This is a genomic window from Thiemannella venezuelensis (genome assembly GCF_014203605.1).
In the GTDB taxonomy this organism is placed as follows: domain Bacteria; phylum Actinomycetota; class Actinomycetes; order Streptosporangiales; family Streptosporangiaceae; genus Planomonospora_A; species Planomonospora_A venezuelensis.
The window spans coordinates 1-20,028 of record NZ_JACHJJ010000049.1 but is presented as its reverse complement, the minus strand read 5'-3'; the positions used below and the strand labels follow the sequence as shown (position 1 = coordinate 20,028).

Below are 20,028 nucleotides of genomic sequence, written 5' to 3'. Positions count from 1 at the left end.
TCCTAGAGACACGGCCTGCGGTGCTTGGAGGGTCGAAGCCGCAGGTCAGCAGGCGTGCCGTTACTCCAGAGGCTCCGAATTACGCGGAACGCCGGTCAAGGAGGAGGCGGGTAAGGACTGGGCGAACACTGGGCTCGTGTTCACGACCAAGTCAGGACGGCCGATCGAGCCGCGTAACCTCGCGCGGTCCTTCACTCGGATCGTGGAGACGAACGGGCTGTTCGAGTGAGGCCGTTGCAGTACCCGTTGCAGCAAAATGCCCCGGAGCTTGATCGCTTCGGGGCGTTTATCGAGGTGGGGCTACCAGGACTTGAACCTGGGACCTCTTCCTTATCAGGGAAGCGCTCTAACCGACTGAGCTATAGCCCCTCATCGTGCGGAAACCGTATCGCATCCTTGGAGTGGAGGCGAATCCGTCCGCTCGAACAGGGAAAAGCTTACCGTGCTCCGGGGCCTGTTCGCGCCATGCTCCGGAAGCCGTGTTCCCCGGGCGTGGCCCGGGGAACACGGCGGGAGTCCTACTCGGCCTCGCTGAAGGTGACCTCGATCCCCCCGACCAGGTCGGAGGCGACGTTGTAGATCACTGCGCCGAGGGTCGACAGGGCCGTGATGAGCACCACGTTCACCGCGCCGATCAGCGCCGTGTACCCGAGGATCCGGACCGGCTCGAACCATGCGGCGATGTCGAAGGAGTTGGCGGAGCTGTTGCCCTCGCCCTGGGTGAACTGGTTCACCGTCTGGACGATCGAGTCGAAGACGCCCAGCCCGTTCAGCACCATGTAGAGCACCGCGACCGCGACGAACAGCACCACGAAGCAGACCAGCGACACCACGAAGCTGAACTTCATCGCCGACCACGGCTCGACCCGGCGCAGGACCAGGTGGGCCTTGCGCGGCGCCCTGCCCGCGGTGTCCGCCTGCTTCTTACCGGTCATCTCCAGCGAGGGGGACGGCATGCCGGCCGGTGGCCTCCGGTCGGCGGTCTCCCGCGGAGGAGCGGCCATGCTCGGCGTCGGCGGCGGAGGAGGCGGCGGGGACGAGACGTTCCCCGGCGCCCACGGCTTGTCGGCCGTGGGCGCGGCCGGGCGGATCCGCACCGTGGAGTCGCCCACCGGCTTGTCGCCGTCGGCGGAGGCCGGACGGATGCGTGTCGTCGAGTCACCGACCGGCTTGTCGCCCTCGATCGCCGTCACCTTGGACCTGCCCTTGAACTCGTCGGTCACCGAGTCGTCGGTCTCCGGCGTAGGCGCGCCAGCCTCGGCCGGTGACTCGACCACCTCGACGACTTCCGCTTCAGTGGTCTTGTCCATCTTCTCCGTCACCTGCTCGCGTGTCGATGGGGAGGCCGTCCGTGGACCAGATCCGGCCTGAGCGCTCACGGCCTACTCCCCTTCCCCGTTTTCCTCGGTCTCCAACGCCTCAGCGTTGCGGGCGAGCGCCACGACGCTGTCACCCTCGGAGAGGTTCATCAGCCGCACCCCCATGGTCTGGCGGCCCGACTGCTTGATCTCCCCGGCGCTGGTCCGGATGACCCCGCCGGCCGACGTGATCGCGAAGACCTCGTCCTCCGGCCGGACCATGACCGCGCCGACCAGCTTGCCACGAGCGCTGACGATCTTCGCCGTCAGCACGCCCTTGCCGCCGCGTCCCTGCAGAGGGTATTGGTCCGCGGGAGTGCGCTTGGCGTACCCGCCTTCGGTGGCGACCAGCACGTCGTCGCCGTCGGCGATCCGGTTCATGGCGAGGAGCTCGTCCCCTTCGAGGAAACGCATGCCGATCACGCCGCTGGTCGCCCGGCCCATCGGGCGCAGCGCCTCGTCGGAGGCGGTGAAGCGGATGGACTGGGCGCCGCGGGAGATCAGCAGGAGGTCGTCCTCCTCCGATACCAGCCGCGCTGCGATCACCTCGTCATCTTCGCGCAGATTGATGGCGATGAGGCCACCGGAGCGCGGCGAGTCGTATTCCGCCAGCCGGGTTTTCTTCACCATGCCGCTCCGGGTGGCCAGCACGAGGTACGGCGCGACGTCGTAGTCGCGCATCGCGAGCACCTCCATGACGACCTCGTCCGGCTGCATGGCCAGCAGGTTCGCCAGGTGCTGGCCGCGGGCGTCGCGGCCGGCGTCGGGCAGCTCGTAGGCCTTGACCCGGTAGACCCGGCCCTTGTTCGTGAAGAACAGCAGCCAGTGGTGGGTCGTGGTGACGAAGAAGTGGTCGACGATGTCGTCCTGGCGCAGCTGCGCGCCCCGCACGCCCTTCCCGCCGCGCTTCTGCGCCCGGTAGAGGTCGGTGTTGGTGCGCTTGGCGTAGCCGCCGCGGGTGATCGTGACGACCATGTCCTCCTCGGCGAGGAGGTCCTCGATGGACATGTCGCCCTCGTAGGCGATGATCTCCGTCTTGCGCTCGTCGCCGTACCGCCCGGTGACCTCGGAGAGCTCCTCGAAGACGATCGTGCGCTGCCGCTCGGGCGAGGCGAGGATGGCCTGGTACTCGGTGATGTGCGCCATCAGCGCGTCGTGCTCGTCGGTGATCTGCTGGCGCTCCAGGGCGGCCAGCTTGCGCAGCTGCATGTCGAGGATGGCCTGCGCCTGGATCTGGTCGATCTCCAGCAGCGCCATCAGGCCGCCCTGGGCCTCGGCCGCCGACGGCGAGCGCCGGATGAGGGCGATGACCTCGTCCATCCGCTCGAGCGCCTTGAGCAGGGCGCGCAGGATGTGGGCCCGCTCCTCGGCCTTGCGCAGCAGGTAGCGGGTCCGGCGGACCACGACCTCGATCTGGTGGTCGATGTAGTGCCGGACGAACTGGTCGAGCCTGAGCGTGCGCGGCACGCCGTCCACCAGGGCGAGCATGTTGGCGCCGAAGGTGGTCTGCAGCTGGGTGTGCTTGTAGAGGTTGTTCAGCACGACCTTGGCGACCGCGTCGCGCTTGAGCACGATCACCAGGCGCTGGCCGACCCGGGAGGAGCTCTCGTCGCGGACGTCGGCGATGCCGCTGATCCGGCCGTCCTTGACCGACTCGGCGATCGACAGCGCCAGGTTGTCCGGGTTGACCATGTAGGGCAGCTCGGTGACGACCAGGCACTGGCGGCCCTTGGCGTCCTCCTCGACCTCGACGATCGCCCGCATGGTGATCGAGCCGCGCCCGGTCCGGTAGGCGTCGTCGATGCCGCGGCGGCCGACGATGAGCGCGCCGGTGGGGAAGTCGGGGCCCTTGACCCGCTCGATCAGCGCCTCGAGGAGCTCGTCGTCGGTGGCCTCGGGGTTCTGCAGGGCCCACTTGACGCCCTCGGCCACCTCGCGCAGGTTGTGCGGCGGGATGTTGGTCGCCATGCCGACCGCGATACCGGCCGACCCGTTGACCAGCAGGTTCGGGAACCGCGACGGCAGGACCAGCGGCTCCTGGGAACGCCCGTCGTAGTTGGGCTGGAAGTCGACGGTGTCCTTGTCGATGTCACGGATCATCTCCATGGCGATCGGCGCGAGCTTGCACTCGGTGTACCGCATGGCGGCGGGCATGTCGTTGCCCGGCGACCCGAAGTTGCCCTGGCCGTCGACCAGCGTGTAGCGCAGCGCCCAGGGCTGCGCCAGCCGTACCACCGTGCCGTAGATCGAGCTGTCGCCGTGCGGGTGGTAGGAGCCCATGACGTCGCCGACCACGCGAGAGCACTTGAAGTAGCCGCGGTCGGGACGGTAGCCGCCGTCGTACATGGCGTAGAGCACGCGGCGGTGCACCGGCTTGAGGCCGTCGCGGACGTCGGGCAGCGCGCGGGACACGATGACGGACATCGCGTAGTCCATGTAGCTGCGCTGCATCTCCGACTGGATGTCGACCGGCTCGATGCGCTCGGCGGGCGGAGTGTTCAGTTCCGTCACGAGTGATGGGTCCTTTTCGAAAGTCGGGGAGGGTCCGTACGGCTGCCGCTACACATCGAGGAAGCGCACGTCGCGCGCGTTCCTGATGATGAAGGAGCGGCGGGCCTCGACGTCCTCGCCCATGAGAACGCTGAACAGATCGTCGGCCTGCGCGGCGTCGTCGAGGGTGACCAGGCGCAGCACCCGGGTGTCCGGGTTCATCGTGGTCTCCCAGAGCTGGCCGGCGTTCATCTCGCCCAGACCCTTGAACCGCTGGATGCCGTCGTGCAGGCGCGGGTCGCGCTTGCCCGAGGCGACGCCGGCCTCGATGATCGCGTCGCGCTCGGCGTCGGAGTAGGCGTAGGAGGCGTCCTCGCCCCGGCGGTCCCACTTGATCTTGTAGAGCGGCGGCTGGGAGAGGTAGACGTGCCCGGCCTCGATCAGCGGCCGCATGAAGCGGAACAGCAGCGTCAGCAGCAGCGTGTTGATGTGCTGGCCGTCGACGTCGGCGTCGGCCATCAGGATGAGCTTGTGGTAGCGGAGCTTGGCGATGTCGAACTCGTCGTGCACGCCGGTGCCCATCGCCGTGATCAGCGCCTGGACCTCGGCGTTCTTCAGCACCTTGTCGATGCGCGCCTTCTCCACGTTCAGGATCTTGCCGCGGATGGGCAGGATGGCCTGGAACTTGGAGTCGCGCCCGCCCTTGGCCGAGCCGCCCGCCGAGTCGCCCTCGACGATGAACAGCTCGCACTTCTCCGGGTCGCTCCACTGGCAGTCGGCCAGCTTGCCGGGCAGGCCGGAGCCGGACTCCAGCAGCGACTTGCGCCGGGTCAGGTCGCGGGCCTGGCGGGCGGCGATGCGGGCGCGGGCGGCCTGCAGGGACTTGTTGATGACGTCCTTGGCCTCGCCCGGGTTGCGCTCGAACCAGTCGCGCAGGTGGTCGTTGCAGGCCTTCTGGACGAACGACTTGGCCTCGGTGTTGCCGAGCTTGGTCTTGGTCTGGCCCTCGAACTGCGGGTCGGCCAGCTTCACCGAGATGATCGCGGTGAGGCCCTCGCGGATGTCCTCGCCGCTGAGGTTGTCGTCCTTGCCCTCCTTGAGGAACTTCTGCTCGCGCGCGTAGCGGTTGACGATCGACGTCAGCGCCGCGCGGAAGCCCTCCTCGTGGGTGCCGCCCTCGGCCGTGTTGATGGTGTTGGCGAAGGTGTAGACCGACTCGCTGTAGGAGTTGTTCCACTGCATCGCGATCTCGACCGAGATGCCGTCGCCCTGCTCCTCGAAGTCGATCACGGAGGCGTGGGCGGGCTCCTTCTTGGAGTTCAGGTGCTTGACGAAGTCGGACAGGCCGCCCTCGTAGTGGTAGACGACCTCGACGGGCTCGCCGTCGACGTGGTCGGGGCGCTCGTCCCGCAGGGAGATCGTCAGGCCCTTGTTGAGGAAGGCCATCTCCTGGAAGCGCCGGGAGAGCGTCTCGAAGTTCCACGTGGTGGTCTCGAAGATGGACTCGTCGGCCCAGAAGGTGATCGAGGTGCCGGTCTCGTCCGTCGGCTCGCCCTTGACCAGCGGGCCGGTGGGCCGGGTGTCGGCATAGCTCTGCCGCCAGTAGTGGCCGTCGGTGCGGATCTCCACCTCCAGCCGGGTGGACAGCGCGTTGACCACGGAGACTCCCACGCCGTGCAGACCGCCGGAGACCGCGTACGACTTGCTGTCGAACTTGCCGCCGGCGTGCAGGACGGTGAGGACGACCTCGACCGCGGGGCGCTTCTCGACGGGGTGCAGGCCGACCGGGATGCCGCGGCCGTTGTCGACGACCCGGACGCCGTTGTCGGCGAGGAGCGTGACCTCGATCCGGTCGGCGTGCCCGGCCAGGGCCTCGTCGACGGAGTTGTCCACGACCTCGTAGACGAGGTGGTGGAGACCACGTTCCCCGGTCGATCCGATGTACATGCCAGGGCGCTTACGGACCGCCTCAAGTCCTTCGAGAACGGTGATTGAGCTAGCGTCGTAGGACAAGTGTGAAATCCTCCTGCCGAGGACACGCGGCGGGAGGAAACGCTCAGCCCCGCCGTCCGTCACCGTCGTGAATGCCCCGATGCGTTCACCCAGGGGAGTCGGCTCACGGGCCGGGGTGACACGCAAACGGACGTGTCCGGAATCCGATTTCATTCTAGCGGTTCGCGCGGGATGATGTGGCATTGAAAGGCCCTGAAAGCCTCTCTCGCGCGTCGATCATCGGATCCAGCATCCCCCTACGGGGACGGGGGTCATCGCGCCACAGAGGCCGCTGATCCGTTTTTCACGTTCTCCGGTCAGCCGTAGGTGTCGCCCGGGCCGCGGCTTCCGGTCACCCGGAGACCCCCGCTGGGCCTGGGCGCATTCTGCGGCCCCTGCACGTTCACCCGCTGCACCGTGCCGTCGCCGAGCTCCTCGTTCAGCCTCCTGACCAGCGTCCCGGCCAGCAGCCGGAGCTGGGTGGCCCAGGCCGTGGAGTCGGCGAGCACCAGAACCACCCCGTCGGCGAAGCTCTCCGGCCTGGTGTGCGCCGCCATGTCGGGGCCGACGATCTCGTGCCAGCGCCCGAACACCCCGCCCACCGCCGCCGGTTCCTCCCACTTCCGGTCGGCGAGCAGGTCCGCGATGGCCCGGCCGAGCGGCTGGGGATCCCCCGCGGCCCGCGCCGGCCCGGCCGCCCGGCGCCGGGGCTCGCGGCGGGGGAGCTGCCCGCGCCTGGCCGCGTCGGACTTGGCCTGGGCCAGCTTCTCCCTGGCCAGGGCGGCTCCCCTGGCCGCCGTGGCCTTCGCGCTCCCCACCTCGGGAGCCGGCTCATCGGACACGGGACACGCCTCCTCCCGTCACGTCGAACCGGGCTCCGGTCAGCTCCGCCGGCACGTCGTCGGGGACCGCGGCGGTGATCAGCACCTGCTCGGCGGGGCCGACGAGCTCGGCCAGGCGGCGGCGGCGCTGGGAGTCGAGCTCCGCGAAGACGTCGTCGAGGATCAGCACCGGGTCGCCGCCGTCGGCCCGGAGCAGGTCGTAGGCGGCCAGCCGGAGCGCCAGGGCGAACGACCACGACTCGCCGTGGCTGGCGTAGCCGCGGGCGGGCAGGTCTCCCAGGCCGAGGAACAGGTCGTCGCGGTGCGGGCCGACGAGGGTGACGCCGCGCTCCAGCTCGGCGCTCCTGACCTCCAGCAGGCCGGCGCGGAGCGCCTGCTCCAGCGCGGCCCGGTCGACCGCCGCCGTGCCCGCGACCGCCGGCGCCGCCGCGTCCGCCGCCTCACCCGCGGCCGCCGCGGGCTCTTCCGGTCCGCCGGGCCGTACGGCGGGCGGGCCGTCCACGGCCGCGGACAGCGTGCCCCGGTACTCCAGCCCGGCCGGGGCGGAGCCCGGCGCGAGGGAGGCGTAGGAGGCGGCGACCAGCGGGCGCAGCGCCTCGACCAGCTCCAGCCGGGCCGCCAGCAGCTCGGCGCCCTGCCTGGCCAGGTGCGCGTCCCAGACCTCCAGCGTGCTCAGCACGTCTCCGGCCCCGGCCGCCGCGAACCCCGAGTCGTGCTCCGCGCGCCGCCCGCTCCTGCTCCCCCGCCTGGCCTGGGCGGCGGTGCGCAGCAGGGCGCCGCGCTGCTTGAGCACCCGGTCGTAGTCGGCCCTGACCCCGGCGAACCGGGGAGCCCTGGCCACCAGCAGGTCGTCCAGGAAGCGGCGCCGCTCGGCGGGATCGCCCTTGACCAGGGCCAGGTCCTCGGGGGCGAACAGCACCGTGCGGAGCAGCCCGATGACGTCGCGCGGGCGGGAGACGGGTGAGCGGTTGAGCCTGGCCCGGTTGGCTCTGCCGGGGTTGATCTCCAGCTCGACCAGGGCCCGCCGGTCGTCGCGCACGACCACCGAGCGCACGATCGCCCGCGCCGCGCCCTGCCGCACCAGCGGCGCGTCGGTGGCGACCCGGTGGCTCGACTGCGTCGCCACGTAGCCCAGCGCCTCGACCAGGTTGGTCTTCCCCTGCCCGTTCGGGCCGACGAACGCCGTGACACCCGGTTCCAGGCCGAGGTCGACCGTGTCGTAGGACCGGAAGTCGGTGAGCGAGAGGTGGGCTACGTGCACCCCGTTACGTTAGTACCTTCTCGTTCCTGCGGGGGATGGAGGAGCAGGGCCTGTGGACGGGGCGCCTCCGCCTGTGGACGGCGGGAGCCGTACGGCCCGGCGGTGTCCACGGGGGAGGCGTCCACGGGAGAGGTGTCCACAGGGGAGGCGGGCCTGTGGACACCGCCCCGGCGCCGCGGACGTCCTTCCCCCGCCGGGGCGCGCGCGTTCTCCCACCCTGTGGAGAGCCCGCGGACCCTGTGGAAAAGCGCGGGCGGCCCCGTGGACAGGCCGCGGCCCGCACCCCGTGGGAGGGGTGCGGGCCGCGGCCTGTGCCTCCTGCCGGCGTTACTTCTGCGCCTCGACCGGCGGGGCGACGTCGGCGCCCGGGGAGTCGGCGCCCTTCTCGACCTCTCCGGCCCTGGCGGTGACGGCGTGGCCGCCGAACTGGTTGCGCAGGGCCGCCACGACCTTCATCGCCGGGGAGTCCTCCTGGCGCGAGGCGAACCGCGCGTACAGCGCGGCGGTGATGACGGGCAGCGGGACCGCGTGCTCGACGGCCGCCTGCACGGTCCACCGGCCCTCGCCGGAGTCCTGTGCGTAACCGCGCAGCTCCGACAGGTCCTGGTCCTCCTCCAGGGCGCGGACCAGCAGGTCCAGCAGCCACGAGCGGATCACCGTGCCCGTCCGCCAGCTCTTGAACGCGCCGGGCACGTCGGTCACGATGTCGGAGGCCTCCAGCAGCTCCCAGCCCTCGGCGAAGGCCTGCATCATGCCGTACTCGACGCCGTTGTGGACCATCTTGGCGAAGTGGCCCGCGCCGATCTGGCCGGCGTGCACGAAGCCGTCCTCGCCCGGGGGCTTGAGGGTCTCGAAGATCGGCCTGAGCCGCTCGATGTCGGCCGCGGACCCTCCGGTCATCAGCGCGTAGCCGTTCTCCAGGCCCCAGACGCCGCCGCTCACGCCGCAGTCGACGAAGCCGATCTCCTTGGCCGCGAGCTCCGCGCCGTGCTTCTGGTCGTCCACGTAGTGCGAGTTGCCGCCGTCGACGACGATGTCCCCGGGCGAGAGCAGCTCGCCGAGCTCCTCGACCGTCGCCTGGGTCGGCGCGCCCGCGGGAACCATGACCCACACCGCCCGCGGCGCCTGGAGCCGGTCCACCAGCTCCTTCAGGCTCGCGACGTCGCTGACCGCCGGGTCACGGTCGTAGCCCACGACGTCGTGGCCGCCGCGGCGCAGGCGCTCGGCCATGTTGCCGCCCATCTTGCCAAGCCCGACCATGCCGATCTGCATTCGAGCACCCCCTTCAGGGTTCCATCATCCACCCGGGACCAGGCGGGCCCGCGCAAGCCGTACCGGCTCGGCGTTCCCCTCGACGGGCTCACCCGCGGGGCCGTGGAGGACGTCCTCCAGGCCGATGCGCGTGGCCAGCCCCGGCCGTCCGGCCTCATCCACAAGTACCCACGCGGGGGCGTGCTCACCATGAAGAAGCCTCGGACCGGGAACGGCCAGGTCGCCGAGGCGGCGGAGCACGGCGTGCGCGCGGGGCACGGCGGTCCCCTCCGCACCGCCGATGATCTCCGCGAGCACGCGGACGCACTCCAGGCCGGTCGCGGCGAGTGCCTCGGCGTCCGCCACGGACCAGACTCCGGCCTCGACCCCTACGCCGAGCCGCCGAAGATCTTCCCACAGGCCGGGGAAACCCCGCTCCGAGAGGTCGGCCGAGGCGAGGCCCGGCCGCTCCACCGCGGGAAGGGCCGCCCAGCCGCGCACCTCCCCGCGTCCGGCGGCCGCGTCCCCGCCGGTCGTCCACAGGCCTGTGCCGGCCCCGGCGGGCGGCCCGGGGGCGGCCCGCCGTACCGCGCCGACACCCGTCCCGGCGCGGACGGCGTTCAGGGGCTCCCTGCCCGCCCCGTCGCGCGGACGCATGCCGACGGCCGCCTCACGGGCCTCACGGGCCTCACAGGCCGCCTCAGCGGGCTCCAGGGGCGTCACGGGGAGCGCGGGGCGCTCGCCGCGCTCCCGCTCCCGTCGAGGCCGGCCTTGATCATGACCATGTCCGCTCCCGTCGGAGTCCGCGCGGGCCGGGAGGCGCGGTCCCGCAAGGGCGGCCCTCCCGGGACGGGAGGGCCCGGCTCAGCTCGACAGGCGGATCGGCATGATCAGGTAGCGGTAGTCGGGGACGCCCCCGTCCTCCACCGGCTTGCCTCCGGTGAGGATGGCGGGCTTGGTCGAGGTGGTCATCTGCAGGCGGGCGACGTCGGAGTCGATCGCCCCCAGGCCCTCCAGCAGGAACTGGTGGTTGAAGGCGATGTTGATGTCGTCGCCGTCGAAGTCCACCGGCAGCGCCTCCACGGCCTGCGCCTCGTCGCCGCTGCCCGCCTCGAGGACGACCTCGCCGCCGCGGAAGGCCATCCGGATCGGGGTGTTGCGCTCGGCGACCAGCGCCACGCGCTTGACGGCCTCGACGAAGCTGCCGACGGGCAGGTCCGCCCGGGCGGAGAACTCGGTCGGCAGCAGCGAGCGGTACTTGGGGAACTCGGGGTCGAGGAGCCGCGTGGTGGTGCGCCGCCCGGCGCTGGAGAAGCCGATCATCCCCTCCCCGGTGCCGCCGACGGAGCTCATCGCGATCTCCACCTCGGCGCCGGTCGCGCCGAGGGCCTTGGCCGCGTCGGCGAGGGTCTTGCCGGGGATCATCGCGATCGCGGAGATGTCGGGCTGCTCCGGCTGCCACTTCAGCTCGCGTACGGCGAGGCGGTAGCGGTCGGTGGCGGCGAGGGTGACCGTGTCGCCCTCGATCTCCACCCGCACGCCGGTCAGCATCGGCAGCGTGTCGTCCCTGCCGGTGGCGACGGCCACCTGGCCGACCGCCGAGGCGAACACGTCGCTGCCCACCCGCCCTGCGGCCGGGGGCATCGCCGGCAGGGAGGGGTAGTCCTCCACAGGCATGGTGAGAAGTGTGAACCGGGCGCTGCCGCAGGTGACGACGGCCTTCATCCCGTCCACCACGAAATCCACAGGCTGTGCGGGGAGCGCGCGGGTGATCTCGGCGAGGAGCTTGCCGGAGACGAGGACCACGCCCGGCTCGCCCGTCTGCGGCTCGAGCGTCACCTCGGCGGAGACCTCGTAGTCGAAGCCGGAGAGCTTCAGCTGGCCGCCCTCCGTGACCTCCAGACGCATGCCGGCCAGCACCGGCACGGAAGGACGCGCCGGCAGGCTGCGTGCCGTCCATGCGACCGCCTCGGCGAGTACGTCTCGGTCGACCCGGAACATCACGTGGATCTGCCTCCTGTGTATCGAGCGCTGTCGGCTCGCTGCCTTCGCTGCTTGGGGTTCAAGTGTTCACCGTCCCGCACGTGCGCTCCCCGGGAACTCTTCTATGGGTCTTGAGTTTTCCCTTTGAGAGATAAGTGGGGTCATCACAGTAGGGGCTGTGGAAACTGTGGAAGACCGGTGTTTCCGCAGATCACCGCCCGTTTTTTCATCCACCGGGGTTGTGGGCGACGGCTGTGGACAACCCGTCCGCCTGTGGACGCCCGAAGGATACCCACAGGCCGTCCCCAGACGGGGGCTCCTCTGTCCCCAACTTATCCACGAGTATCCATGAGGTTTCCCCAGGTTATCCACCGGGTAGGAGTCCGTTTTGTGCTTGGGGATAACTCTGCCCACAGGGCGTCCACAAGTTGTCCACGAGTTACCAACAGGTTCTCCCCAGGTTCTCCCCAGGGTTGTCCACATCTGCAGAAAACCCTTCACGTTCTCCGGCACCGAATTGATCATGCTTGGAGGCCGGATCGATCTTCCGGCGGGGTGCGTCCACTGATCCACAAGGTTTTCCACAGGCTGTGCATCACCTGCGGAGAACACCGTCAGCCGTTGCGCGACTGCTGCTTGATCCGCGTGGTCAGCTCGTTGACCTGGTTGTAGATCGAGCGCCGCTCCGCCATGAGCGAGCGGATCTTCCGGTCGGCGTGCATGACCGTGGTGTGGTCGCGGCCGCCGAACTGCTGGCCGATCTTCGGGAGCGACATGTCGGTCAGCTCCCGGCACAGGTACATGGCGATCTGCCGGGCGGTCACCAGGACCCGCGAGCGGGAGGTGCCGCACAGGTCCTCGATCGAGAGCCCGAAGTAGGTCGCGGTGGAGGCCATGATGGTGGCGATGGTGATCTCGGAGTCGGCGTCCTCCGTGATCAGGTCCTTGAGCACGACCTCGGTGAGCTGCAGGTCCACCGACTGCCGGTTCAGGCTGGCGAACGCGGTCACCCGGATCAGCGCGCCCTCCAGCTCGCGGATGTTGGTGGAGATGCGGCTGGCGATGTACTCCAGCACCTCGGGCGGGGCGGCCAGGCCCTCCTGGATCGCCTTCTTGCGCAGGATCGCGATGCGGGTCTCCAGCTCGGGCGGCTGGACGTCGGTGATCAGCCCCCACTCGAACCGGTTGCGCAGCCGGTCCTCCAGGGTGATCAGCTGCTTGGGCGCCCGGTCGCTGGAGATGACGATCTGCTTGTTGGCGTTGTGCAGCGTGTTGAAGGTGTGGAAGAACTCCTCCTGCGTCTGCTCCTTGCCCTCCAGGAACTGGATGTCGTCCACCAGCAGGATGTCCACGGCCCGGTAGCGGCCCCGGAAGTTGTCGGCCTTGTGGTCGCGGATGGAGTTGATGAAGTCGTTGGTGAACTCCTCCGAGCTCACGTATCTCACCCGCGCGCCGTCGTAGAGGCTCTGCGCGTAGTGGCCGATCGCGTGCAGCAGGTGGGTCTTGCCCAGCCCGGAGTCGCCGTAGATGAACAGCGGGTTGTACGCCTTGGCCGGCGCCTCGGCCACCGCGACCGCCGCGGCGTGCGCGAAGCGGTTGCTGGAGCCGATGACGAAGGTCTCGAAGGTGTACTTCGGGTTCAGCTTGCCGGGGTCCTTGGGCGTACGGCCGCCGCCCGCCCTGGCGTCCCACCGGTTCTGCACCGGAGCCGGGGCAGGGCTGGGCACGGGACTCGGCGCGGGACCGGGCACCGGACCCGGCGCGGGACGCTCGAAGCCGTCCGTCTCGGGGCGGGGGGGAGCCGGCTGCGGGGTGTATCCGCCCCGGCCGTACCCGCCGCCGCCCTGCTCGGCCGGGGGAGGCCCGGCGGGAGGCTCCGCGGGGAGGTACGGCTGGGAGGACTCCTCCACACGCGGGTAGGGATAGGGGAACGGCTCGGCCTGCGGCCGGCCCTGGGCGTAGTCGGAGGCCGGAGCGGAGGCGGGCCCGGGGACCGCGAACCGGGGCGGCACGCCGGGCGGACCCTGGACCGGAGGGGCCGCCGGCTGCGGGTAGCCCTGCTGGCCGTTGCCCTGGGGATAACCCTGCGGGGAGGCATGAGGGTGCGCCTCGGGGCCCGCGGGGGCTCCCGCCTCCGGCGACTTGCCGACGGAGGGGTCCACCACCACCACGAACCGCACCTGCATGCCGAGCTGCTGGGAGAGCGCGTGGGTGAGGAGGGGCCGGAGCCTGCCCTCCAGGACGTCCCTGGCGAAGTCGGTGGGGGCGGCGAGGACCACGGTGTCCTGCATGAGGCCGAAGGGCTTGGTCTGGGCCAGCCAGGCGCGGTGCACGGGCGAGACGTCCTCGTTGAGGGAGTGCCTCAGCACCTGGGCCCAGACCGCGCCGAGATCCACTGGGTCCATGGCTCGGCTTCCTCCTCCCGACGCGGCCCCCGCAAGCTCACCGCGATCCGTTTATCCACACCGATGGCCGCCGAGCGCATCGGACTCTCCCGTTGTCCACACGTCGGCACCGTGCGGATCTCCGGCGGCGCCGGCTGGTCATCCACATCGAATCCACACGCTGTGCACAGCCCTGCACTGACAGCCAGGCTGCGTTTCGGCAGCGGAGAGAAGGGTTGGAGGGCCGACAGTAGTCTCTGTCCACAGCGGTGTTCAAGACGTTGTCCACAGCCTATCGGCAGTGTGGAGAGGCTGGGTTCACATCCTGTGGACAGAGGAACGGCAGTGGAAAAGCGCTGTATGTCCCTGTGGACAACTCCCCCGCGCCCGCTCCGCCGGTTTGACCTGGGACGCGTCCGCCCCGTAACGTACGACGGTCGGCTTGCCACGCGACGGCTATTTCGCATGCCCCGCATCCGGCAGGCCAGCCACTGTCGAGCGTCCCCATGTGCTGGGGGCGCGCTTTGAAGCCTGGAGCCCACTCGTGAGCAAGCGTACTTTCCAGCCGAACAACCGCCGTCGCGCGAAGACCCACGGGTTCCGGCTGCGTATGCGCACCCGCGCCGGCCGTGCGATCCTGGCCGCCCGCCGCCGCAAGGGCCGCGCCCAGCTCTCCGCCTGACGCCTCATCCGTCGTGCCCGGTCCGCCGGGCCGGGCAGCAGCGTCCGCTCGCCCGCCGGTCATGCCACCGGCGGGCGACAGCCGTACCTGCCCAAGGGTCGAGAAGGTCATCTCGTGTTGCCGTCCGGGTCCCGCATGCGCCGGGGCGAGGAGTTCGCCGACGCGGTCAGGAAGGGCGGCCGTGCCGGCCGTCCCACCCTGGTCGCGCATCTCCGCATGCGCGCGCAGAGTGACGACCCGCCCCTGGTCGGCTTCGTGGTGAGCCGCGCAGTGGGAGGCGCCGTCGTCCGCAACCGGGTCAAGCGCCGGTTGCGACACCTGATGCGGGACCGCCTTGATCGGCTCCCGCGGGGTAGCCTGCTGGTTGTACGCGCCAATCCACCGGCCGCGTCCGCGCGAAGTGAGCGCCTTGCCGCCGAACTCGACGTCGCGCTGGATCGTTTACTCAGGCGGCGAGAGTCTCCCGAGGCTCGCATGGACGGACGACGATGACGGCGCAAGAACAGCTCGCCGGGGGCTCCCCGGCCGCCAGGACCCTGATGGCTCCCATCCGGTTCTACCGGGCCTTCGTGAGCCCGCTGCTGGGTCCCCGTTGCCGTTTCCATCCTTCATGTAGCGCCTACGGCCTCGAGGCGATCGCCGTACACGGCGCGTTGCGCGGCACCTGGCTGACGATCCGGAGAATCGGGCGTTGCCACCCATTCCATCCCGGAGGCTTAGACCCGGTGCCACCACGCCCGGTCCGGTCCAACGAAACGCAAGGGAGCTAGCTCGGTGGAGCTGTCCTGGCTCAACTGGCTTTACACAGCCGTCGCGCAGGTCATCACCTGGATTCACGCGGGTTACAGCACCTTCATCCCGCGAGACAGCGGGTTCAACTGGGCGCTGACCATCATCACGCTCACCGTGCTGATGCGACTTCTGATCTTCCCGCTCTTCCTCAAGCAGATGCGCTCGTCGAAGAAGATGCAGGAGCTCGCGCCCAAGGTGCAGGAGCTGCGCAAGCGCTACAAGAACGACAAGCAGCGCATGAACCAGGAGGTCATGGCGCTGTACCAGGGAGCGGGGGCCAACCCGCTCGGCGGCTGCCTGCCGATCCTGGCGCAGTTCCCGATCTTCATCTCGATGTTCACCGTGCTGCAGGCGATGGCGGCCGGCCAGCCGAAGTTCGGCATGTCGCAGGAACTGGTGGACGACGCCCGGGCCGCGCACATCTTCGGCGCCCCGCTCCCGGCGACGTTCTTCTGGGACTCGGCGGACGTCACCGCCCTGGGCGCCGAGCCGGTCGTCGCCAAGGTGGTGCTCGCGATCTTCGTGGCGGTCAGCTCGCTGACGACCTTCCTCACCGTCCGGCAGAGCGTGACCCGCTCGATGGCGCAGATGCCGGACAACCCGATGGCGCAGCAGCAGAAGATCCTGATGTACATCTCGCCGCTGTTCGCGATCTTCTCGCTCAACTTCCCCCTCGGCCTGATCCTCTACTGGGTCACCACCAACCTGTGGACGCTCGGCCAGCAGCACTGGTTCTACAGCCGCCACCCGATGCCGGTGATGGACGCCAAGGGGAACATGGTGACGCCCGCGCCCAAGCCCGGTCTGATGAGCAAGGTCAGGAAGAGCGCTCCGGAGCCCGAGGCCCCGCCCGCGCCGCCGGAGCCCAAGGTCGTCCGCAAGCAGCCGACCCGTCAGCCGCGCAGCAAGCGGACGGGCGGCAAGAAGTCCTAGCGGGTGCCACCCCCGAAAGACCCATCCCGACAGCACGAAGGAGTGGCCGGACGTGACCGAGGCCCAGCAGGAGACCGCGAGCAAGGCGGCTCCCGATCTCGCAGCCCTGGAGCAGGAGGGTGAGATCGCCGCCGACTACCTCGAAGGTCTGCTCGACATCGCCGACATCGACGGCGACATCGACATGGACGTCGAGGGCGACCGCGCCGTTGTGTCGGTCGTGGACATCAAGGGCGGCGACCTGGTGGGCGCCAACGGCGAGGTCCTCGAGGCGCTCCAGGAGCTCACCCGGCTCGCGGTCCACCGCCAGACGGGGGAGCGTTCCCGCCTCATGCTCGACATCGGCGGCTACCGCGACCGCCGCCGCACCGAGCTCAAGGAGCTCGGCACGAAGGTGGCCGCGGACGTCAAGCGCTCCGGCGAGCCCAAGGCGCTCCGGCCGATGACCCCGTTCGAGCGCAAGATCGTGCACGACGCCGTCGCCGCGGCCGGACTGCGGAGCGAGTCCGAGGGCGAGGAGCCCCGCCGCTTCGTGGTGGTCCTGCCCGCGTAGCGGCGCCGTACCGAGCAACGGGCCGCCGCCCCGGTTCTCCCTGGGCGGCGGCCTTTCTCGTGCCCGGGACCGGTCCTGCGGTGCACGCCGACCGCGGCACGGCCGTGATCCCGGGCACGGCGGTCGTCGCGGTGCCGGGGTCTCGCGGAGTACCGGGGCGCGCGCCCTGACCCGGCGGCGCGGAGCCGCTCCCGTACGGCGCCGCGCCGTGCGCGACTCCCGGCCCGCTCGCCCTGTGAGCAGGACTGGTCCGTCTGCTCGTCGGCTAACGTTGTGAGGCGTAGCGACTGTCGGCGACGGCCCGCGCCTCAAGGGCCGGCCTGCGGATTCCAGAGAAAGAGTGATCATCCAAGTGAGCGACCAGTTGCCCGAGCCGCCCGAGGTTGCCCGTGAGGTGTTCACCGGTGACGCCTGGTCCAGGGCGGAGGCGTTCGCGGAGCTGCTGGCCGGTCCCGGGGTGGTGCGCGGGCTGCTCGGTCCCCGTGAGGTCCCCCGGATCTGGGACCGCCACCTGCTCAACTGCGCGGTGGTCGCCGAGGCGGTCCCGGCCGAGGTGCGCCTGGTGGACATCGGCTCCGGCGCCGGGCTCCCCGGCCTCGTGCTGGCGATCGTCCGTCCCGATATCTCGGTCACGCTCCTGGAACCGCTGCTGCGCCGTACGGTGTTCCTGGAGGAGGCCGTGGAGACGTTGAAGCTCGGCAACGTCGAGGTGCTGCGGGGCCGGGCCGAGGAGTTCGCCGGCAGGCGCGAGTTCGACGTGGTCTCCGCGCGGGCGGTGGCCCCCCTCGACCGGCTGCTGAAGTGGTCGCTGCCGCTGCTGCGCGAGGGCGGGGAACTGCTCGCGATGAAGGGGGAGCGCGCGGCGGAGGAGTTGGCGGAGTCCGAGACGCAATTGCACTCCAGCGGAGTGCGGAGCGCCGAGCTTGTCTCGGTCGGGCACGGTAAGGTCGAGCCGCCTGCAACTCTCATCCGGGTGGTCGCCGGTCGGGCCCCCGGGGGAGAACGGCAGGCCTCTCGCCGCAAGGCGCGCGCTTCACGTCCGAAGCGGGCGCGGGGCGAGTAGCCGGATCGAGCAGAGCGAGTAGAGGCCAGTGGATGACCGTGAAAGCGCGATCGTCACGATGACGGGCGGTCTCGGCTGGCCCGATGCCCCCTTCTCCCGGCGGCTCCGAGGACCTTCCGGTCTGGGCTGGCCGGTACCGGCGGCTCCGGCCGCCCGCCCGGCCGGAGAGGCAGGGGGAGGACCGGCGGGGCATGACGCAGTGAGGCCGGACGCAGCGAGGCCGGAGGCGGTGAGGCCGGTCCCGGTGGAATCGGCCGGTCCGGCCGGAAGGACGACGCCCGTGACCCAGACCCCCCTTAACCCCGGCGATTCGCCGCTGGTACGAGAGGCACTCAGTTCAGTGGTTTCACGTGAAACATCGGCCCAGACGACCACGGTCCCCTCCGGTGGCACCCCGGGAACCCGGGACGGCGACTGGCCGCGGCCGCCGAAGACCCGAATCTTCACCGTCGCCAACCAGAAGGGCGGCGTGGGCAAGACCACGACGTCGGTGAACCTCGCCGCGGCGCTTTCCATGCACGGGCAGCGCGTCCTGGTGGTGGACCTCGACCCGCAGGGCAACGCCTCCACGGCGCTCTCCATCGAGCACCGCGGCGACGTGCCGGACATGTACAAGGTCCTGGTGGAGGACGTGCCCCTGGTGGAGGTGGTGAAGGAGGTCCCGGACATGCCCGGGCTCTACTGCGCCCCCGCCACCATCGACCTGGCCGGCGCCGAGATCGAGCTGGTCTCCATGGTCGCCCGAGAGTCCCGGCTCCAGCGTGCGCTCGCCGCCTACGACGCCATCGAGCTCGACTACATCCTCATCGACTGCCCGCCCTCGCTCGGCCTGCTGACCGTCAACGCGCTGATGGCCGCCAACGAGCTGCTGATCCCCATCCAGTGCGAGTACTACGCGCTGGAGGGCCTCGGTCAGCTGCTCCGCAACGTGGACCTGGTGAAGGCTCATCTGAACCCCACCCTCGACCTGTCCACCATCCTGCTGACGATGTACGACGGCCGTACCCGGCTCGCTTCCCAGGTGGCCGAGGAGGTGCGCTCCCACTTCAGCGACCAGGTCCTGAACACGCTGATCCCGCGGAGCGTGCGTGTCTCCGAGGCGCCCAGCTACGGGCAGTCGGTCATGACCTACGACCCGGGCTCCAGCGGGGCGATGGCCTACATGGACGCCGCCCGGGAGATCGCCTACCGCGGCGCGGCGGTGTGAACCGTGTGGACGCGGTAGGCGGAATCGTCATGCACACTACTGGGGTCGGAACCGCGGAATCGGGGGAGGGGCAGTGAGCAAGCAGTCGAGAGGGCTGGGCAGAGGGCTGGGGTCGCTCATCCCGACCGGTCCGCCGCCCATGGCACTGGGCACGACCACGATGGTGGCCGAGCAGGAGCCGGGAGCCCACGCGCGGTCGCAGGACCTGAACGGCGGATCCGGAACGGGGCTGAAGCCGGTCGACGGCGCGTACTTCGCCGAGATCCCGGTCGAGAACATCGCCCCGAACCCGCAGCAGCCCCGGACGGTCTTCGCGGAGGAACCTCTCAAGGAGCTGGCCGCCTCCATCAAGGAGGTCGGTCTCCTCCAGCCGGTGGTGGTGCGTCCGGTGGGCGAGGACCGCTACGAGCTCGTGATGGGAGAGCGCCGCTGGCGGGCCTCCCAGCTCGCCGGGCTCGACGTGATCCCCGCCATCGTCCGGGAGACCAAGGAGGACAAGCTCCTCCTGGACGCCCTGATCGAGAACCTCCAGCGCGAGCAGCTCAACGCGCTGGAGGAGGCCGCCGCCTACAAGCAGCTCCTGGACGACTTCGGAGCGACCCACGAGCAGCTCGCCGCACGCGTGGGGCGATCCCGTCCCCACGTGACGAGCATCATCCAGCTCCTCACCCTGCCGCCCAAGATCCAGCTGAAGGTGGCGGCGGGGACGATCAGCGCGGGTCATGCGAAGGCACTGCGCAGGATGAAGGACCCGGTCGCGCAGGAGCGTCTCGCCGACCGGATCGTGGCGGAGCTGCTCTCCGTCCGGGCGGTCGAAGAGATCGTCATGGTGGGAGACGCGTCGGCGGCTCCCACCTCCGCGCCGCGCGCGCCGCGGGCGAAGCCTGCGGAGGACCCGTCTCTCCGGCGGCTGGCGGACCGGCTCTCCGATCATTTCGAGACCCGGGTGAAGGTCGACTTCGGGCGGCGCAAGGGCCGCATCGTGGTGGAGTTCGCGACCATCGACGACCTCGAGCGGATCATCGCCACCATGTCTCCTGAGGCGTTGCGGCCGGAGGAGTGACGGGGAGGGCGGAGCCGCTGTGTTTCACGTGAAACATAGCGGCTCTGTCGTTTCCGGGTAGCGTGCGGCGGGTTATGGCCGTGTTCGGGTGGGGTCTTCTCGGGGGTGCATGGTCGCGCTCCGCGGGTGGTTGTTCCGGCCGGTTCGTCGCAGCGGGTCTCTGGTGGGTGGGGG

General features: G+C 70.3%; 17 protein-coding genes, 1 tRNA gene and 1 pseudogene. 9 read left to right on the top strand and 10 right to left on the bottom strand.

Annotation, left to right across the window (positions count from 1 at the left end; translation table 11 throughout):
• Positions 1 to 229, top strand: a pseudogene (locus FHS22_RS37590) (hypothetical protein); the annotation flags it as partial.
• Positions 230 to 295: 66 nt separating this feature from the next.
• On the opposite strand, the gene FHS22_RS36510 reads toward FHS22_RS37590, so the two are convergent.
• From FHS22_RS36510 to dnaA, 10 genes are all read right to left on the bottom strand, one after another.
• Positions 296 to 369, bottom strand: a tRNA-Ile gene (locus tag FHS22_RS36510).
• A 149-nt stretch (positions 370 to 518) separates the two neighbouring features.
• A complete protein-coding gene (locus tag FHS22_RS36505) occupies positions 519 to 1,310 on the bottom strand; it encodes a DUF3566 domain-containing protein (protein ID WP_184948774.1) in 792 nt (263 codons plus the stop codon).
• A gap of 72 nt (positions 1,311 to 1,382) precedes the next feature.
• Entirely contained in the window at positions 1,383 to 3,869 is a 2,487-nt protein-coding gene (gene gyrA / locus FHS22_RS36500; protein WP_184948773.1) for a DNA gyrase subunit A, read from the bottom strand.
• 48 nt (positions 3,870 to 3,917) lie between these two features.
• Positions 3,918 to 5,861, bottom strand: coding sequence for a DNA topoisomerase (ATP-hydrolyzing) subunit B (gyrB, locus tag FHS22_RS36495; RefSeq protein WP_184948772.1), 1,944 nt, complete (start codon positions 5,859 to 5,861; stop codon positions 3,918 to 3,920).
• Positions 5,862 to 6,157: 296 nt separating this feature from the next.
• The gene (locus tag FHS22_RS36490) at positions 6,158 to 6,682 is read right to left on the bottom strand and encodes a DciA family protein (RefSeq protein WP_338048120.1); all 525 of its coding nucleotides are present in this window, start codon (positions 6,680 to 6,682) and stop codon (positions 6,158 to 6,160) included.
• On the bottom strand, positions 6,672 to 7,943 hold the full coding sequence (gene recF / locus FHS22_RS36485; RefSeq protein ID WP_184948771.1) for a DNA replication/repair protein RecF: 1,272 nt from the start codon (positions 7,941 to 7,943) through the stop codon (positions 6,672 to 6,674). Before recF ends, FHS22_RS36490 begins: the two co-directional genes overlap by 11 nt.
• Before the next feature lie 327 nt (positions 7,944 to 8,270).
• Positions 8,271 to 9,215 carry a phosphogluconate dehydrogenase (NAD(+)-dependent, decarboxylating) gene (gnd, locus tag FHS22_RS36480; protein ID WP_184948770.1) on the bottom strand — a complete coding sequence of 315 codons (945 nt, stop codon included), beginning with the start codon at positions 9,213 to 9,215 and terminating at the stop codon, positions 8,271 to 8,273.
• Between the two features lie 24 nt (positions 9,216 to 9,239).
• Entirely contained in the window at positions 9,240 to 9,851 is a 612-nt protein-coding gene (locus FHS22_RS36475; protein WP_184948769.1) for a hypothetical protein, read from the bottom strand.
• A gap of 207 nt (positions 9,852 to 10,058) precedes the next feature.
• Entirely contained in the window at positions 10,059 to 11,198 is a 1,140-nt protein-coding gene (gene dnaN, locus FHS22_RS36470; RefSeq protein ID WP_184948768.1) for a DNA polymerase III subunit beta, read from the bottom strand.
• Between the two features lie 593 nt (positions 11,199 to 11,791).
• Entirely contained in the window at positions 11,792 to 13,582 is a 1,791-nt protein-coding gene (gene dnaA, locus FHS22_RS36465; protein WP_184948767.1) for a chromosomal replication initiator protein DnaA, read from the bottom strand.
• Between the two features lie 523 nt (positions 13,583 to 14,105).
• Between dnaA and rpmH the strand changes: the two genes are divergently transcribed.
• The 8 genes from rpmH to FHS22_RS36425 all read left to right on the top strand — a co-directional run bounded on the left by rpmH (position 14,106) and on the right by FHS22_RS36425 (position 19,854).
• Positions 14,106 to 14,243, top strand: a complete 138-nt coding sequence (gene rpmH / locus FHS22_RS36460; protein ID WP_184948766.1) for a 50S ribosomal protein L34 — start codon at positions 14,106 to 14,108, stop codon at positions 14,241 to 14,243.
• 114 nt (positions 14,244 to 14,357) lie between these two features.
• On the top strand, positions 14,358 to 14,735 hold the full coding sequence (gene rnpA / locus FHS22_RS36455; RefSeq protein ID WP_184948765.1) for a ribonuclease P protein component: 378 nt from the start codon (positions 14,358 to 14,360) through the stop codon (positions 14,733 to 14,735).
• Positions 14,732 to 15,013: a membrane protein insertion efficiency factor YidD gene (yidD, locus tag FHS22_RS36450; RefSeq protein ID WP_184948764.1), complete on the top strand. Its 282-nt coding sequence runs from the start codon at positions 14,732 to 14,734 to the stop codon at positions 15,011 to 15,013. The genes rnpA and yidD overlap by 4 nt, the downstream gene beginning before the upstream one ends.
• A 4-nt stretch (positions 15,014 to 15,017) precedes the next feature.
• A complete protein-coding gene (yidC, locus tag FHS22_RS36445; protein ID WP_184948763.1) occupies positions 15,018 to 15,968 on the top strand; it encodes a membrane protein insertase YidC in 951 nt (316 codons plus the stop codon).
• Positions 15,969 to 16,020: 52 nt separating this feature from the next.
• On the top strand, positions 16,021 to 16,521 hold the full coding sequence (locus FHS22_RS36440; RefSeq protein WP_184948762.1) for a Jag family protein: 501 nt from the start codon (positions 16,021 to 16,023) through the stop codon (positions 16,519 to 16,521).
• A 352-nt stretch (positions 16,522 to 16,873) separates the two neighbouring features.
• Positions 16,874 to 17,584, top strand: a complete 711-nt coding sequence (gene rsmG / locus FHS22_RS36435) for a 16S rRNA (guanine(527)-N(7))-methyltransferase RsmG (RefSeq protein WP_184948761.1) — start codon at positions 16,874 to 16,876, stop codon at positions 17,582 to 17,584.
• A gap of 340 nt (positions 17,585 to 17,924) precedes the next feature.
• The gene (locus tag FHS22_RS36430) at positions 17,925 to 18,791 is read left to right on the top strand and encodes a ParA family protein (RefSeq protein ID WP_377297709.1); all 867 of its coding nucleotides are present in this window, start codon (positions 17,925 to 17,927) and stop codon (positions 18,789 to 18,791) included.
• 73 nt (positions 18,792 to 18,864) lie between these two features.
• On the top strand, positions 18,865 to 19,854 hold the full coding sequence (locus FHS22_RS36425; RefSeq protein ID WP_184948760.1) for a ParB/RepB/Spo0J family partition protein: 990 nt from the start codon (positions 18,865 to 18,867) through the stop codon (positions 19,852 to 19,854).
• Positions 19,855 to 20,028 lie beyond the last annotated feature (174 nt).